The 15,667-nt window shown below is 44.2% G+C and carries 13 protein-coding genes; 7 read left to right on the top strand and 6 right to left on the bottom strand.

Features of this window, described 5'->3' with window-relative positions:
• Positions 1 to 25: 25 nt before the first annotated feature.
• A complete protein-coding gene (locus ACED25_RS14005) occupies positions 26 to 769 on the bottom strand; it encodes a class I SAM-dependent methyltransferase (RefSeq protein WP_102248871.1) in 744 nt (247 codons plus the stop codon).
• Between the two features lie 126 nt (positions 770 to 895).
• Entirely contained in the window at positions 896 to 2,221 is a 1,326-nt protein-coding gene (locus tag ACED25_RS14010; RefSeq protein WP_371695473.1) for a diguanylate cyclase, read from the bottom strand.
• Between the two features lie 226 nt (positions 2,222 to 2,447).
• On the opposite strand from ACED25_RS14010, the gene ACED25_RS14015 reads away from it, so the two are divergent.
• The 7 genes from ACED25_RS14015 to ACED25_RS14045 all read left to right on the top strand — a co-directional run bounded on the left by ACED25_RS14015 (position 2,448) and on the right by ACED25_RS14045 (position 10,998).
• Positions 2,448 to 2,906 carry a GNAT family N-acetyltransferase gene (locus tag ACED25_RS14015; RefSeq protein WP_371695474.1) on the top strand — a complete coding sequence of 153 codons (459 nt, stop codon included), beginning with the start codon at positions 2,448 to 2,450 and terminating at the stop codon, positions 2,904 to 2,906.
• Positions 2,907 to 2,920: 14 nt separating this feature from the next.
• A complete protein-coding gene (locus ACED25_RS14020) occupies positions 2,921 to 3,517 on the top strand; it encodes a LysE/ArgO family amino acid transporter (protein WP_269336368.1) in 597 nt (198 codons plus the stop codon).
• A gap of 291 nt (positions 3,518 to 3,808) precedes the next feature.
• Entirely contained in the window at positions 3,809 to 4,465 is a 657-nt protein-coding gene (locus ACED25_RS14025) for a glutathione S-transferase family protein (protein WP_017099860.1), read from the top strand.
• 218 nt (positions 4,466 to 4,683) lie between these two features.
• Complete coding sequence (gene sbcD, locus ACED25_RS14030; RefSeq protein WP_017099861.1) at positions 4,684 to 5,955, top strand: exonuclease subunit SbcD; 1,272 nt, start codon at positions 4,684 to 4,686, stop codon at positions 5,953 to 5,955.
• A 5-nt stretch (positions 5,956 to 5,960) separates the two neighbouring features.
• Positions 5,961 to 9,677, top strand: a complete 3,717-nt coding sequence (locus tag ACED25_RS14035) for an AAA family ATPase (RefSeq protein WP_017099862.1) — start codon at positions 5,961 to 5,963, stop codon at positions 9,675 to 9,677.
• A gap of 203 nt (positions 9,678 to 9,880) precedes the next feature.
• Positions 9,881 to 10,024 carry a DUF2256 domain-containing protein gene (locus tag ACED25_RS14040; protein ID WP_102579980.1) on the top strand — a complete coding sequence of 48 codons (144 nt, stop codon included), beginning with the start codon at positions 9,881 to 9,883 and terminating at the stop codon, positions 10,022 to 10,024.
• An 89-nt stretch (positions 10,025 to 10,113) separates the two neighbouring features.
• Positions 10,114 to 10,998 (top strand): PA4780 family RIO1-like protein kinase, encoded by an 885-nt coding sequence (locus ACED25_RS14045; protein ID WP_029221996.1) that lies wholly within the window; start codon positions 10,114 to 10,116, stop codon positions 10,996 to 10,998.
• A 147-nt stretch (positions 10,999 to 11,145) separates the two neighbouring features.
• Here ACED25_RS14045 and ACED25_RS14050 read toward each other — a convergent pair whose 3' ends face one another.
• The 4 genes from ACED25_RS14050 to ACED25_RS14065 all read right to left on the bottom strand — a co-directional run bounded on the left by ACED25_RS14050 (position 11,146) and on the right by ACED25_RS14065 (position 15,438).
• Complete coding sequence (locus tag ACED25_RS14050) at positions 11,146 to 11,886, bottom strand: SDR family oxidoreductase (RefSeq protein ID WP_076646972.1); 741 nt, start codon at positions 11,884 to 11,886, stop codon at positions 11,146 to 11,148.
• Entirely contained in the window at positions 11,886 to 13,445 is a 1,560-nt protein-coding gene (locus ACED25_RS14055) for a cryptochrome/photolyase family protein (RefSeq protein ID WP_371695475.1), read from the bottom strand. Before ACED25_RS14055 ends, ACED25_RS14050 begins: the two co-directional genes overlap by 1 nt.
• Positions 13,442 to 14,824: a DASH family cryptochrome gene (locus ACED25_RS14060; protein WP_371695476.1), complete on the bottom strand. Its 1,383-nt coding sequence runs from the start codon at positions 14,822 to 14,824 to the stop codon at positions 13,442 to 13,444. The genes ACED25_RS14055 and ACED25_RS14060 overlap by 4 nt, the downstream gene beginning before the upstream one ends.
• A 191-nt stretch (positions 14,825 to 15,015) precedes the next feature.
• A complete protein-coding gene (locus ACED25_RS14065; RefSeq protein ID WP_012604051.1) occupies positions 15,016 to 15,438 on the bottom strand; it encodes a universal stress protein in 423 nt (140 codons plus the stop codon).
• Positions 15,439 to 15,667: the final 229 nt, after the last annotated feature.

Consider the following 15,667-nt stretch of genomic DNA (forward strand, 5'->3'; position numbering starts at 1 on the left):
TTTAATTCGTTTGGAATTGGCTTACCTAGATTTTTACACAAGTGACCAAAGCATTACCTGATTTGGTATCCCAAGGCAGCAGCTTGTCATAATCGTGCTCAAAAATATGAACCTCAAAGTAGGGCTTCAATATCTCGATCAATTCCTTAAACGAGAATGCCACCATAGGGTGTTCGTCATTCCATACTTGAGTTTCACCCGCAGTCGTTTTTTCGATACTTAGCTTTAACATTTGCTTACTACCTTCGCCGGAGTAGTACCAACCTGAGCGAAAGGTAAAGTCATCATGTTCTTTGTTGGCTGTATGTCGAACAAACAAGTCATTGCTTATCTTCTCTTTATCAACCACGTTGAAGCAGAAGACACCTTCGTGTTTCAAAGCTCGGTGCACGCTTGCAATGCACTCTTTTAGTCTCTCAATACCGTCGTTGTAATGGATGGAATACAAGAAACAAGTGATAAGATCGAGCGGTTCTGAGACCTCAAAGTTACTCATGTTTTGTACTGAAAAGTTAGCTTCAGGGCAACGAACTTGAGCAATGTCGAGCATTGGTTTATTCAGATCAAGGCCACTACTTTGATAGCCGTAATCAATAAAATGGCGAACGTGTGGTCCAGTGCCACATCCAAGGTCGAGGTGTGTTTTTCCTTCATTTCCAAAAATCTGATGTAACCTACGAACGCAGTCACTCTGCGCTTGGTAGTCAATATCGACACACATTAAATCATAGTAACCGGATAGGTCGGTATAGAGTGCGTTGGCGGACATGTTTGCCTGCAGCATTTGCTGAAAAAATTGGGGTGGCGCATAGTAAACTAGAACTTAAAAATAACAAGAAAATCTTGGGTCAACTTATAGGCTTAAATGACCTTTTCTTGATGCTTAGCAATTGTTTCACGAGCCACACTCTATACATGCACCTTCGTGGTTTACTGAGACTCTATTTTTTCCGTTGGATTTAGCACGATAGAGCGCGTCGTCTGTAACTCGAATCAACGTATCTAGGGAGTTGTTGGTACGAACGATGCAGCTGTCGGTAATGCCAATACTGACGCTTGATTGAAACTTGGTGCGATTAAATCCCAAGAATTGATGAGTTCGAAATTCTTCGCAAATACGTTGACCAACAATTTTCGCTTGGGAGTATGCCGTGTCGAAAATGGTTCCATGAGTCGTTCGGTTTTTTGGAAAGAAGACGATAAACTCTTCACCTCCCCAGCGGCCAACCACGCCGTTCAAGGCTTTGACGTGCTTCTTAATGGTATTCGCGAGAGTGCGAATCACTTCGTCACCAACACTGTGTCCAAATTGGTCATTAATTTTTTTGAAGTCATCAATATCCAACAGTAAACAAGACATCTCAGTTTGTTCTTTTAACGGTTTTTTTAACCAATCGTAAATGGCACTGCGGCTGAATACTTGTGTTAGGTCGTCGTGAAGTGCGCGGTGCAGTAGCTCTTGTTCTAATTTAACCTTGTCGGAAACGTCTTCTACCACCACTTGGATCGCTTTTTCGCCTTCCCAATTGATGATGTTGTCGTAGATGTTGAAGTGTTTTTTACTCCCGTCAAAGCATTGGTTTTCAACCACAGAACTGAAGCTTGGTGTATCACCGGCAAGAATACTCTGGCTGCGTCTCATGGCATTGATACGACTGTCCGGCGGAATAATTGAAATGATTGAGTCCATGGAGAGCACTGCTTCTATCGATTTGGCACCCTGCATTTCAACCCAGGCTTGATTAACCATTAGAGGCTTGAAATTTTGGTGGACGAGCACGCCCTGTTTCGAACTATTGAGTAAAGTCCGGTACATACGATCTTTTTCTTGATGTTTACGCTCTGAAGCAACAACTGAGGTAATATCTATGATCATTACACGAAGAGCGGGGCGGTCGTTGACTCTGACCGCTTGAGCAAGGCTAAACAGCGAGAGAAGGCGGTTATTCACCGGAATATCTTTATAAAGCTTTCCCTTTCCCAGTTGGCCTTTAATCGCAGAAAGGTAACGTTCACGGACAGAGCCGTGATAATCTTTGGGTATTAATGAGTAGACAAAATCGACGTTGTTGAGAAGTGCTTCACGGCAACTGTAACCGAAGATTTTTGCAATGTTTTCGTCGACATCGATGACACGGTGGTCTTGCAGCGTAATATAGCCCTGTGCAGAGTCGAAATTCTGCCTAGGGGTGGCTGTGGTTAAATCTAGTTGGATGCTCATATAGATCTGACTACATATCCTCTCACCAAAAACAGGTGCTTTAAATAAATGGTGGTGTCGTAAATAAATTGTGACTGCTGTATATCGACAAAGCTATCAGATACCTAACACGGCAAGCGTCACGAGACTATGTGATTAAAGTGTGCCGTACGCAACTTTTTGAGGGTAGCGTAATTTTACTGTATCTAAAACGGATAAAAAAATTATTAAGGATAATTAAAGAGTTATGGAAATAAAAATTGATGATTTGTCGGGTGGAGAGGTTATTGAGCTACTCGAAGAGCATTTAGCGGATATGTATGCGACATCGCCAGTCGAAAGCGTTCATGCACTGGATCTAGATGGGCTCAAGTCGCCAGAGATTACTTTTTTCAGTGCTTGGAAAGACAGCCAACTGCTTGGGTGTGTCGCCATTAAAGAGCTTGATACACAACACGCTGAACTGAAGTCGATGAGAACCTCGCAGTTTGCAAGAAAGTCCGGTGTCGCAAGCAAGCTATTGCAGCACGTTTTGGATACGGCAACCGCTCGCCAATATCGACGTATTAGCCTAGAAACGGGATCGGAAGACTACTTTAAGCCAGCGCGTAATTTGTACCAAAAATTTGGCTTTGGTTACTGTGAACCTTTTGCTAATTATGTGTTAGATCCGCACAGTCAGTTCATGAGTATTGAGTTACGTTAAGAGGCTAACCTTTGATACCGACTTATTTTGCAGGTTTTACTCTTGGGCTTTCGCTTATCCTCGCGATCGGTTCTCAAAATGCGTTCGTTCTTAAACAGGGCTTAAAGAATCAGCATGTGTTTGCTATTTGTGCTGTCTGCGCGATTTCAGATGCATTACTGATCAGCTTTGGTGTGATGGGCTTTGGTGCGATCGTTGAGCAGTTCCCTCAAGTTGAGCAGTTTGCTCGTTACGGTGGGGCTATCTTTTTAGGCGTTTACTCATTCTTGAGCTTTCGCTCAGCATTTACCGAAAATCATGCCTTAGAAGCCGGTGTCGAAACCAAAAACTCTTTAACCAAAGCAGTTACCATGTGTTTAGCGTTTACTTGGCTTAATCCGCATGTGTATCTGGATACTGTGGTATTGCTTGGTTCTATCTCTACACAATATCAACCAAATCAAATGTTGTTTGGTGCAGGTGCAGTATCGGCTTCATTCGTGTTCTTTTTTTTACTAGGTTATGGCGCTCGCTTCTTAGCTCCAATGTTTAAGAACCCGAGATCATGGAAGATGTTGGAGTTTGTTGTAGGAGTGATCATGGCATCTATTGCACTATCTTTGGTTGTTTAGTTTTACTCTGCTTTCGTTAACTTCTCCTCATCAGTTGAACGCTGGTGGGGAAAGTACGGCTTGTTAGCTTGCTAGCTCGTTAATTAGTAATTAGTACTGTATCCCTCTGTCTTGCCTCCCTAGCTATTAATTATTCTTTGCAAAGATTTCGCATTTCTCTGTTGGTTTTAAACGTCTTGATAACAACAAATTAAATTATTTCGTGAAATAACGAATTATTCTTCGTCTTTTGGATTTTGGGTTCGTCTTAGGGGTGTAACAAGAAATTATTAACCCGATTCGGAGGTAAAAATGATTAAATTGATTAGCTTTAAAAACTGCCCATTTGTTCAACGTGTAATGGGTTCACTAGTAATGAAAAACGTCCCGTTTGAAATTGAGTACATTGAGCTGAATAACAAACCACAGTGGTTTTTGGATATCTCACCGAACGGGCAGGTTCCTGTATTGATTACAGAAAATGACACGGTTCTTTTTGAGTCTGATGCGATTGTTGAATACCTAGACGATAAATATGCCCCTATTGAAGAGGTTTCACCCGAGCAGAAAGCACTCGACCGTGCTTGGTCTTATCAAGCGAGCAAACATTACATGCCACAGTGCGGCACCATGGCGAGTAAAGACAAAGAGACTTTTGAAACACGCTTAGCCAATTTACAAAAGGCGTTCCTAAAGGCAGAGAAAAAACTGGGTGATACTGAGTTCTTTAAAGGGGACTACATCTCTAACGTCGACATCGCTTGGTTACCACTGTTACACCGAGCATTTGTAATTAAAGGGCGTTCAGGCTTCGATATGCTAGAAAGCTTCCCGAAAGTACAGAGGTGGCAAGCGGCTCTGATTGAATCTGGGTTGACCGATAAAACCGTTCCAGCGGACTTTATTGACAAGTTCAGCGGCTTTTATTTAACGAATAACTACCTGGCAAGCCTAGCAGAAGCTCGCTAAATAAAGATTAAGTAATTTATGGCGTATAGTTTAGGCCACAGACAATTAAAACCGCTCTAACGTTGAGCGGTTTTTTTATGTCAAAAATAATGATTGGTTACGCTATGGGCATAGTTGATCCAAAGCCTGAAATTAGTTGGTTTTCACAAGCTTATAAAAGGGTATTTTGTCGACTATTTTGGTAAATTAAAGCTATTACCGACTTCCAGTGAGCAGCAATGAAGATTCTTCACACGTCCGATTGGCACCTTGGCCAAAACTTCTACAATAAAAGCCGTAAGAATGAACATGAACGGTTTTTACAATGGTTACTTGAGCAAGTTACTGAGCACAACATCGACGCGATCATTGTTGCTGGCGATATTTTTGATACCAGCACACCGCCGAGTTACGCTCGTGAGATGTATAACAAGTTTGTGGTCGACTCGAGCAAGATCGGCTGCCAATTGGTGTTGTTAGGTGGAAATCACGATTCGGTGTCTGTGCTTAAAGAGACACAACAGCTGCTCAAATACATGGGTGCCGATGTGATTCCTAATACCAATGAAGATCATGCGACTCAGGTTGTCGAACTAAAAGGCAAGAACGGCGATGTAGAAGCGCTGGTTTGTGCCATTCCCTTTATTCGCCCTCGCGATGTGTTGACCAGCCAGGCGGGTGTTACTGGTGTAGAGCGTCAGAAGCAACTCGGCGATGCAATCAAACAGCACTACCAAAGTGTTTATGATGCCGCTTTAGAAAAACGTGCGACGTTTGAAAACAGCGAGCACATGCCGATTATCGCTACTGGTCATTTAACAGCGATGGGTGTCCAACAATCGGATTCGGTGCGTGATATCTATGTTGGCAACCTTGATGGTTTCGCCGCTGATGGCTTCCCAGATGCAGACTATATCGCACTTGGTCATATCCATCGCCCACAAGTGGTGGCAAAGCGTGAATACATTCGTTATTCAGGCTCTCCAATCCCACTAAGCTTTGATGAACTTAAATCTCAGAAACAAGTGTGTGTTGTTGAGTTTGTTGAAGGTGAGCGCACCATTTCTCAATTGCCTGTTCCTACATTCCAACCTCTAGCTGAAATCAAAGGCGACTTGAGCGAGATCGAATCTCAGCTGAACCAATACATAGGTTTAGATAGCGAACAAAGCGTGTGGTTATCGATAGAAGTGCAAGCGCAAGATTACTTGTCGGATCTACAAGAACGTATGCGTTCATTGACTGACGGTTTGAATGTGGAAGTACTTCAACTGCGCAGAGCAAGAGAGCGTCGCAATCAAGCATTAGAGCAAGAGTCGGCAGAAACCTTATCTGAACTGAGCCCGATGGACGTGTTTACGAAGCGTATTGCCTTAGAAGAGTTTGAAACCGATTCTGAAAAAGCGCGTTTAGAGCGCATGACGGTGAAGTTTAAACAAGTGATGGTTGAAGTCTCTTACGGTGCGGATAGCCAAGAAGAAATAGAAGCGCAAAAAGGGACAGGTGAGTAACGAATATGAAGATTTTAAGCCTAGAATTTGAAAACCTGAACTCTCTGAAAGGTCGTTGGAAGCTCGACTTTACTCAGTCACCGTTTGCAGAAAATGGTCTGTTTGCGATCACCGGCCCAACGGGTGCGGGTAAGACAACGATTCTTGATGCGATTTGTTTGGCACTGTTCCACCGAACACCACGTTTGAAAAGTATCGCTAAAGGCACCAACGAGCTAATGACGCGCGGTACCGGTGAGTGTTTCGCTGAGATTGAATTTGAAGTGAAGGGTAAAACTTACCGTTCTAATTTTCATCATAAGAGAGCGCGCGGAAAACACGACGGTGCGCTGCAGACACCAACCTGTGAATTTGCGGATGCTGATAGTGATGCTGTATTAGAAACGCAGCTCACTAAGAAAATTAAGATGGTTGAGACCGTGACCGGTTTGGACTTTTCACGATTTACTAAATCTATCATGCTGTCGCAAGGTGAGTTTGCTGCTTTCTTGAATGCCAACGCTAACGACCGTGCCGAGTTATTGGAAGAGCTTACGGGTACCGAAATTTATAGCCTGATTTCAGAGCGTATATACGACCACTTCAAATCGAGCGAAGAATCACTCAACCACCTAAAAGCGAAAGCTGAAGGGGTTAGCTTACTGTCTGAAGAGCAAATCCAAGAGCTAACCGCAGAGCGTGAAACGTTAGAAACCGAACAGAAGCGATTAGCTGAGCAGTTAAAAGAGTGGCAAGCGCATCTAAGCTGGTGGAAAGACGTGACCAAAGCTCAGCAAACTATTGCAACCAGTGAGCACGATTGTAAAACCGCTCAAGATGAACTAGGCCGTAACCAACCTTCATTAGAGCGCTTGGCAAACAGTGAGCCGGCTGAAAAGCTGCGCCCAATGCACAAAGATTTAAAGCGTTGCGAACAAGAGGTGAACACTACTCAAGCTCACTTAGATAACAGCACCAAGTTACTTGCCCTTCGTGATGTAGAGAAGCAAGACGCGCAAACTCAACTGACTCAAAGCAGTGCAATTGTCGAACAGGTTAAAGCCGAGCAACAAGATCAAGAGAAGATCATCGATCTCGTACGTCCGCTAGACAACCAAATTACCGTACTCAAAGATAAGCAAACTGCGGCCGTTAATGCAGCAAATACGCTAAACGAGCAACACACGCAACAGCGTAATCAACAGATTGTTTTAGTCCAAAAAATTGATGCACTGAAGCAACAAGATCAACTCAGCACTGAGTACTTAAATACACATCAAGCTGACCAACATCTGGAAAAATACTTAGGTCAGTGGCAAGCCAAAGTTGAGCAAGTTCGTACGCTAGAGCGTCAACATGCAGAACAGTTAAACTCGGCTAAGCAAGCTTTGTCGGCTCTTGATGCTCAGCAAGCGGTTATCAAAAGTGCGCAACAAGCCAAAGCAACGCAAGACAAAACTTTAAGTGAATTGGTTGTGTTAGAGAGTAGTGCAAAGCAACAGTGGGAAGCATTGCAAGGCAACACCAGCGAACAAGTATTGAATGCGCAAAAAGATCTGTTGGAGTACTGGAATCGCAATACGCACTCATTACTTGAGATCAACCGTGGCTTCCTAAATGCCCAGCAACACCTGCACGCAAAAACTCAGGCACATCAGACCAACATCCAATTGGTCGACAAGCTTTCGAAAGAACGTGAAGTGTTGGTGGAGCGATATAAAGAGAAAGAGACTTCGCTTGAGCGATTAACGCGTTTGATTGATCAAGAAGGCGAGTTGGCGAAGTACCGTGCAGCTCTAGAATCAGGCTCTGAGTGCCCGCTATGTGGTTCAACAGACCATTCGATTGAACAGTCACAAGACACTGCAAATTTGGTTGCTCAAAAAGAAACGGAAAACCTAGAGTTAACGGCCATCAAAAAAGAAGGCCAAGAGCATCGTCAGCAGTTAGATTCTCTGGCCCCTATGATTGCGGCGCTTAACGATGACATTCAGCGAGCGCAAGCGGATATTCAACAAGCTCAACTGAATTGGCAAGGCGTTGTCGGCAAGCTTCAACAGAGCTTATCTGATTTCGTTGACACGGCTCCAGAGCTAGCACTGCTAACGGTAAACGATTTAGGCAATGAAGCTACAGTCGCGACCTTTGCTCAGCAGTGTGAACTTCAACTAAGTCAGTTCTCGCAGCAACTCAAAGCGTTGGGTGATGCTAAAGCACACTATGCCGAAGCTGAGAAACAACGCTTGTCGGTAAGTGTTATGGCTGACAAGGCGAAGTCTAATCTCGAGTTGGCCGAGCAACGCTTAGCGGATCTGAATAAGCAAAACCAAGTCGCAAACGAGCAAGTGACTCAGATTGCTCAAGCGAAAGATCAGCAATGGAACGCTTTGAAAGAGAGCATTGTTCAAACGGCTATCGAAGCGCCTGAACTTGAACATATCGATGATTGGTTTACTGCAAAATCACAGGCATCAAGCACTTGGCAGCAAACTAAACAGCAACAGGCCGATATTGAAAAGCAGCTGATTACTCAAAATGCCGAACTGAAAACTTTAGATGACAAGCTAAGCAGTGTTGAGAAAGAGCTTGCGACACTGACGCAAGAGCATGAGTCTTTAGTGTCAGAGCTCACTCGTGTAACGGCTGAAAGAACTGAGTTGTTTGGTGACAAAGACATTCAAGCCACCAGCAATGCGATGAAGCAAAAAGTCACTGACGCGGTAAATGCATTTGATGCTGCGCAGTTGGTGCTTAACCGTTGTGAACTGGAGCATCGAACTGAGCAAACCAAACACACCAGCTTCTCTGGCGAGTTGATCAGCAAGCAGTCAAGTCATACACAAGCGTTGAATGTTTGGTTACAAGCACTGAAAGCTAGTCCTTTCGAAGTTGAGTCTGATTTTGAAGCGGCGTTGTTAGACGAAGAGATTAGAATTCAACTTCAAAGCCTGAAGAAGTTTTTAGACGAAGCGATTGTCAGTGCGCAAGCTAGGTTGAACACCGCCAAAGCGACACAAGTGGAGCTACAAAATCACGAAAATGCGAAAGCATGGCAAGAGCAAGACCAACAGCAAGTTGAAGAAGCGACTACTGAGTGTCAAAACGCACAGCAAAGCCATGCGACAAAGATCGGTGCAATTTCTGCCAATCTTGAAACGGATAGCCAGAACCGCAGCAATCAGCAAGATCTGTTCAAGAAAATCGACGAGCAACAGATCGAGTTCGATGATATCTCACGTCTGAATTCACTTATTGGTTCTAAGAACGGCGACAAGTTCCGTAAGTTTGCTCAAGGTCTAACACTGGAAAACTTGGTGTACTTGGCCAACAAGCAGCTACAGCGTTTGCATGGTCGTTACGAGCTAAAACGTAAAGCCGACGATGGTTTAGAACTGCAAGTGCTCGACACATGGCAGGGCGATGTGATGCGTGACACCAAGACGTTATCAGGTGGCGAAAGCTTTTTGGTGAGCTTGGCGCTGGCATTAGCGCTTTCTGATCTTGTGAGCTACAAAACCAGTATTGATTCTCTGTTCTTAGATGAAGGTTTCGGCACGCTCGATAGTGACACATTAGACATTGCTCTAAACGCGCTGGATAACTTGAATGCGTCAGGCAAGATGATAGGCGTAATCAGCCACGTTGAAGCACTGAAAGAGCGTGTGCCTGTGCAACTTAAAGTGACGAAACATTCAGGCCTTGGCGTGAGCGAGATGGAGAAACAGTACAAGGTTGTCGCTTAGGTTCTTGCTATATTTATCAGCGCAGAAATAGAAGCAGAGCTAGATGAAGCGATCCCCGACTCGGTCGTTCCTCCTTCTCGAGGATGACGGAGTCGGGGTTGTTATCAATCACATCGTCGTCACTCGCTAAAGTCAGGAACGAGCGTAATAGGGAATCTCTCTTCAACGAATAGGTTAATGGATTCATCGACAAGGAAGCGGTCATGCACAAGAAACAACATCTACGCACCAAGACATGTCCCGTTTGCCTCAAACCATTCTCATGGCGTAAAAAATGGCAACGTTGTTGGGAAGAGGTGATTTATTGCTCTGAACGTTGTCGTCGCCACAAGACAAAACCCACATAATCTCCCTTCATTTAAGAATCTATTGAGAATAACCACTCATTTAACGAGTTAATATTTTATCTGTCAGGTAACTCATGTATAAAGACGACATGAAGATACCTAAAAGAATACAGCCCTTAGTTGACGATGGTTTAGTCGACGAGGTGACAAGCCAATTAATGAGTGGCAAAGAAGCATCAGTGTACATCGTACGCTGCGGCGATACGATCCGTTGTGCCAAGGTATATAAGGAAATAAGCCAGCGCAGCTTTAAAAAAGCAACGGCGTATCGTGAAGGCCGAAAAGTCCGAAATAGCCGCCGTGCTCGAGCGATGGAAAAAGGCTCTGGCTTTGGTCGTGAGCAACAAGAGAAAGTGTGGCAAAGCGCTGAAGTGGATGCCTTGTATAAACTGGCAGAAGCGGGCGTACGTGTGCCTGTGCCTTATGGCTGTTTTGATGGCGTGCTGCTTATGGAGCTAGTCACTGATGATGACGGTTATGTTGCTCCAAGATTGAACGATGTTGTAATGCCGCCAGAACAAGCGATTGAAGATCATGCGGTGATGATGACTTACGTGGTTAAAATGCTTTGCGTTGGTTTGATCCATGGTGACTTGTCTGAGTTTAACGTATTGGTTGATGAATACGGCCCGGTGATTATCGATCTACCACAAGCTGTCGACGCTTCGGCTAATAACAACGCTGAGTGGATGTTGGCTCGTGACATCAATAACATCCGTGATTATTACGCTCAGTTTGCCCCTGAATTGGCGAAAACCGAGTATGCCAAGGAAATGTGGGCTTTATACGAGAAAGGCGACTTAAAGCCAGACAGCAAACTGACGGGCGAGTTTACGGAAACGGACGACTTGGCTGATATTGAAGCCATCATGCAAGAGATAGACGCTGCGCGAATTGAAGAACAACACCGACGCGAGCGTGTTAAAGAAGAAAAAGAAGGTGTAGACGACAGCAAGTTCAATTGGGCTGAGTAGTCGTGATCATCGTTTTTGATCTTTCGTTAAATGTCAGTCATAACGCCTTAAAAAACTAAGACGTTCTTTCAAAAAATAACCCAATAGAGCCTCAACTCTGTTGGGTTTTCTTTTTTAGCACTCATGGAAGACGGCCACTGGTATTAATTACCAACTTAACTGCTCACCATCGTAAGCGTAGAAGTGCCCACTGTTATCCGGTGTAGCAGTGCGAATGATGTCCACCAATTGATGGGCGACATAGCTCGACTCAAACAACTTACCTTCAGGGACATTGGTCTGAAAAGGTTTCGATAAAGCCGTGTCTGTTGTGCCCGGGTGTAGCGCTAATACTGTGCCTTTCTTTATGGTGCGTTGCCATTCAATCGACATGGTTTTGATGAACATGTTGAGTGCCGCTTTCGATGACCGATAGCTATACCAACCTCCTAATCGGTTGTCTGAAATGCTACCTACCTTTGCGGAAACTACAGCAAACTTTGGATTGTCGCTCGTTCTAAGAATAGGTGTGAAGTGCTTTGCCAGTAATAAGCTGGGTAGGGTATTCACCGAAATGTTTTTCAGGAAAAACTCAGGGTCGATAGAAGACAAGTTTTTTTCCGGCCCGAGCTCTGATGTGTGAAGCATACCCACGCAGTTTATCAACCAGTCCAATTTTTCAAACTGTTTGCTGAGTTGCTCAATATCAGCTTCATTGGTTGCATCGACTTTGTGCCAGTTCAAACGACTGTTTTCTAGTTCTGGCTGTTGAGAGTGGTAAGTCGCGTCGACATGGACATCGAGAAAATCAAACCGAGACAGCTCAGATAATAGGTGTTTAACCACAGCGAAACCAATACCGCCACTCCCACCGACAACTAGTATGTGTAATCTGAGTTGCTCAACCATTATAAATTCTCCAAGTTTGTGATTCGTTGTTCTGCGGTCTCGAGTATCGCTTGTTGGTCTTGTTCATCCATATTGTCCCAAGAGCGATATAACATGCCCATGCGTGGGTTACGGTTTAACGCATCGCGGTGCTGGTTCATAAAGCGCCAGTACAAGCTATTGAAAGGGCATGATTGCTCTCCGCTGCGTTCTTTTATCTTGTAGTGACAACCTTTGCAGTAGTCACTCATACGGTTGATGTAAGAACCGCTGGCAGAGTATGGTTTGGTTCCGACGATCCCGCCATCCGCAAACAGTGCCATACCTCGCGTATTTGGCATTTCGACCCACTCAATCGCATCGACGTATATACCAAGGTACCAACTGTCTACTTGGTCGGGGTCTATGGCCGTAATTAAGCAGAAGTTGCCAGTGATCATTAACCTTTGGATGTGATGCGCGTAAGCAAATTCAAGGGACTGGTCAATCGCATGCTTCATGCAATTCATTTTGGTTTGTCCATCCCAAAAGTAATGAGGCAGCTTGTTGGTTGCTGAATAATGGTTTTTATTGGCGTACGCAGGCATGTTTGCCCAATAGACGGCGCGTATGTACTCTCGCCATCCCAGTATTTGGCGTACAAACCCTTCGACTTGTGCAATGTCGATAGTGGGTGTGTTTATCTTAGAAGAGGCTTGATAAGCCGACAGCGCAGCATCAATCACTTCTTGGGGGCTTAGCAGTTTGCTGTTCATCGAAAAGGAGAGGCGGCTATGGTACAAGCTCCATTTTGAGTCGTGTTCTGTCGTCATCGCATCTTGAAACTGACCGAACAGCGGTAAACAGACTTGGCAGAAGTGCGCGAGTAAAGACAAGCTTTGTGCGCGGTTAACTGGCCATAATAATTGGTCGCCAACTTCACCAATGGTTTGAACTTGATGATGCTCGATGCGTTTTAAGATCGCAGAAATGTCGTTGGCAAACATTAACGGTTGCGGCAGGTTCTCGATGTCTTGTTTCTTCAGCTTCTTGCGATTGTTTGCATCGTAATTCCATTTTCCGCAAACCGGTTTGCCATCGTCGAGCAGGATGTCGAAACGCTTTCTCATTCGACGATAGAAGTGTTCCATCATGATGTGTTTGTCTTTTGGAAATTGGGTTTCAATCTCGTCAAACGGAAACAGGAAGTGCTCAGAATCGCTACAGCCTTTGGTTACTCCGGTTAACTTCAGCTTTGCCAGTTGTTGGAGAAGTCGATATTCATCTGGCCTTTGATATTCGAATTTCTCAGCGCCGAATTCGTGGACATAGTGCTGCAATAGCGCATCAAGATTTTCAAATTGAGTCGTGTCATCAAGAGTTAAGTGGAGTACCTGATGACCTTGTTGTTTGAGTTCGTCGGCAAAATAGCCCATCGCCGAGAAAAAAGCCGCCACCTTTTGGATGTGCGATGCAACGTAGTCAGTCTCTTGCTTAAGTTCGGCAATGATGTAAGTGACCTCGTCATCAACCTGTTGAAACCAAGAGTGCTGGACATTGAGTTGGTCGCCTAAGACAAGGCGCACGGTTTTGAAGTTCATAACATATCCTGATTGTTGGTTAAGAAAGGTTCTTTGCTGCTCGCATTCCACTTGTTGATGAACGCATGGTCTGGATCGTACATATCCGTTTGCATAGCCAAATCAAAATGTCGTGATTTAGGTTGCTTAGCATTATTTTGCTTATTGGCTTGGGTGTTTACCTGAGAGTTCAGGGCTCCGGCTATATATGCCCAATTACCCCAGTTTGATGCCACGTCATAGTCGATAAGTTGGCTCTCAAAATAGGCTGCGCCGTGTCGCCAATCGATCCCTAGTTCGTAGATCAAACAGCTAGCGGCCAGCTGCCTTCCTCGATTAGACATGTAGCCTGTTTCGTTAAGTTGGCGCATACACGCATCGACAATAGGGTAATTGGTATTGCCACTTTTCCATTTGGCAAAATTAAGGTTCGACGTTCCCGAGGAGTTTGGGGTGTTGAGTTTTTGGTCTGAAGAATCACCGAATAACGATGAGCCCAGAGATAAGCATTTCCAATAGAAATATTCGCGCCACAACAACTCAAAGTAGATCCAATAGGTTGAATCGTTACTGCCATGATCGGTTTCGAACTGCTTCAAATGTCGATAAATTGTTTTAGGCGCAACGCAGCCGAGTGCCAACCATGGCGAGAACTTGGTTGAGTTTTCGACGCCGTCAAATGCGTTTCGAGTCTGCTTGTAGTTAAGGGCGTAATCATGTGAGAAGTAGTTATCTAGATGTGCTAGTCCTGCGTCTTCGCCACCCAAATAATCGTTTGTTGCTGCTCTTTCTGAATTTGCTGAACTGAATAGTGGGATTGCCAATACTGGTGTTGCTGCAAGTGTCACTGCTTGCGGTAAACGTGAAATAACCGTCTCACCGCTATTAACGTCCAAGTGTTCGACTAGCTTTCTAAATTTGGTAAACGAGCTCGGGACTTTTGATAATTCAAACGGCAGCTCATGTGAGTCAAACAAGGTCGAGTGATGTGGCAAGCATGTTATTAAGTCAGGGTGACGACGGTGAACTGAATCAATCAATCGTCGCTCATCGTAACCGCAATGTGCATTGGCGAAAAAATGGGTGACGTGTTGTGTAGCAATGATTTGGCTGAGTGTTTGCTCGGCTGCGTCTGGTTCTAAATGATTACTGTGAATCACGACAAGTTGCTGACCAAACTTAACTAAATTCGCTTCTAGGTGAGTTATCGATTGTGAAACAAAGGTCTGGCGATGCGCGCCATAACTTTGTTCTTTCGCGAAATCAGCAGAGAAACGAACCAAAGTGGGTTCGACAATCACAAAAATGAGTTTATCGACGCTCTGCGCAGCGCAATGGAGCAATTGATTGTCGTTGATTCTTAAGTCGTTTGTAAAAAGATAGAGACCAATCTTTTTCATTACTTACACTCGTAATTTTTTAATTATTAGACGCTTACGAGTTGATAAGCTGACAAGATCACAAATGATTGTTTTGAAAAGGTAATGACTGAACTAAGCGCAAAGAGGGATGTTAAGGAGAGTATGAAGCCAACCAATAATACCGATAGAGATTGGCAATGCAGAAGTTTTTAAAGTTCGAACGGCAGTATCTAATCCATTGGAACGATTAGAATATCGACCGGAGATGTGTCGATGATCTGTTTCGAATGGGAAATGATTTTATGCCAAAAATCGTGGTGATGGCCACATAGTAGTAGGTCAACGCCATTTACCTCGATGGTATTTTTGAGCTTATCATTCAAATCTCCCGTTCCCACGAATATGTGCTTGATTGGGTGTTTAGCGTAGGCCTCAAACTCTTTCAAATGTTTAACGGAATCTTCATTGATGGGTAGATCGCCTTCATTTCCCTGAATATCAACGAGTTCAGGGTAAATCTCTCCATGCGTGCCGTCGATATAAACAAACGAAATGCCAGCCTCTAGTTTGTTTGCGAAGAAGGTCGCTCGATCAATCAGAATCTTAGTGTCGTCGGACATTTCAACAGCGACCAGAATATGTCGGTATTCCATAATTAAAGCCTCGTGTTATCAGTTATATAACAAGCATAGTTTTTGTTAGCACAAATGATATCGAAGAGGTCTCATATTGCATAAATTCATCATTCAATGATCTTCTAAGCACTATCGTATTTATATCGCTTTGATTGATAAGAAATTTACAAAAGGTTGTTATAGTGGTTGAAGCGCTAGCTTATTCTGTTAGATAGGCTTTACGGTTTAATGCGCCAATAACGAAGAG

It is taken from the genome of Vibrio sp. 1F263, assembly GCF_041439035.1.
Classification (GTDB): domain Bacteria; phylum Pseudomonadota; class Gammaproteobacteria; order Enterobacterales; family Vibrionaceae; genus Vibrio; species Vibrio tasmaniensis_A.

What these genes read in the sequence shown, in the direction of transcription:
- ACED25_RS14005 (WP_102248871.1), bottom strand. Translation starts at nt 769, where the DNA reads ATGTCCGCCAACGCACTCTATACCGACCTATCCGGTTACTATGATTTA.
- ACED25_RS14010 (WP_371695473.1), bottom strand. Translation starts at nt 2,221, where the DNA reads ATGAGCATCCAACTAGATTTAACCACAGCCACCCCTAGGCAGAATTTC.
- ACED25_RS14015 (WP_371695474.1), top strand. Translation starts at nt 2,448, where the DNA reads ATGGAAATAAAAATTGATGATTTGTCGGGTGGAGAGGTTATTGAGCTA.
- ACED25_RS14025 (WP_017099860.1), top strand. Translation starts at nt 3,809, where the DNA reads ATGATTAAATTGATTAGCTTTAAAAACTGCCCATTTGTTCAACGTGTA.
- sbcD (WP_017099861.1), top strand. Translation starts at nt 4,684, where the DNA reads ATGAAGATTCTTCACACGTCCGATTGGCACCTTGGCCAAAACTTCTAC.
- ACED25_RS14035 (WP_017099862.1), top strand. Translation starts at nt 5,961, where the DNA reads ATGAAGATTTTAAGCCTAGAATTTGAAAACCTGAACTCTCTGAAAGGT.
- ACED25_RS14040 (WP_102579980.1), top strand. Translation starts at nt 9,881, where the DNA reads ATGCACAAGAAACAACATCTACGCACCAAGACATGTCCCGTTTGCCTC.
- ACED25_RS14045 (WP_029221996.1), top strand. Translation starts at nt 10,114, where the DNA reads ATGAAGATACCTAAAAGAATACAGCCCTTAGTTGACGATGGTTTAGTC.
- ACED25_RS14050 (WP_076646972.1), bottom strand. Translation starts at nt 11,886, where the DNA reads ATGGTTGAGCAACTCAGATTACACATACTAGTTGTCGGTGGGAGTGGC.
- ACED25_RS14055 (WP_371695475.1), bottom strand. Translation starts at nt 13,445, where the DNA reads ATGAACTTCAAAACCGTGCGCCTTGTCTTAGGCGACCAACTCAATGTC.
- ACED25_RS14060 (WP_371695476.1), bottom strand. Translation starts at nt 14,824, where the DNA reads ATGAAAAAGATTGGTCTCTATCTTTTTACAAACGACTTAAGAATCAAC.
- ACED25_RS14065 (WP_012604051.1), bottom strand. Translation starts at nt 15,438, where the DNA reads ATGGAATACCGACATATTCTGGTCGCTGTTGAAATGTCCGACGACACT.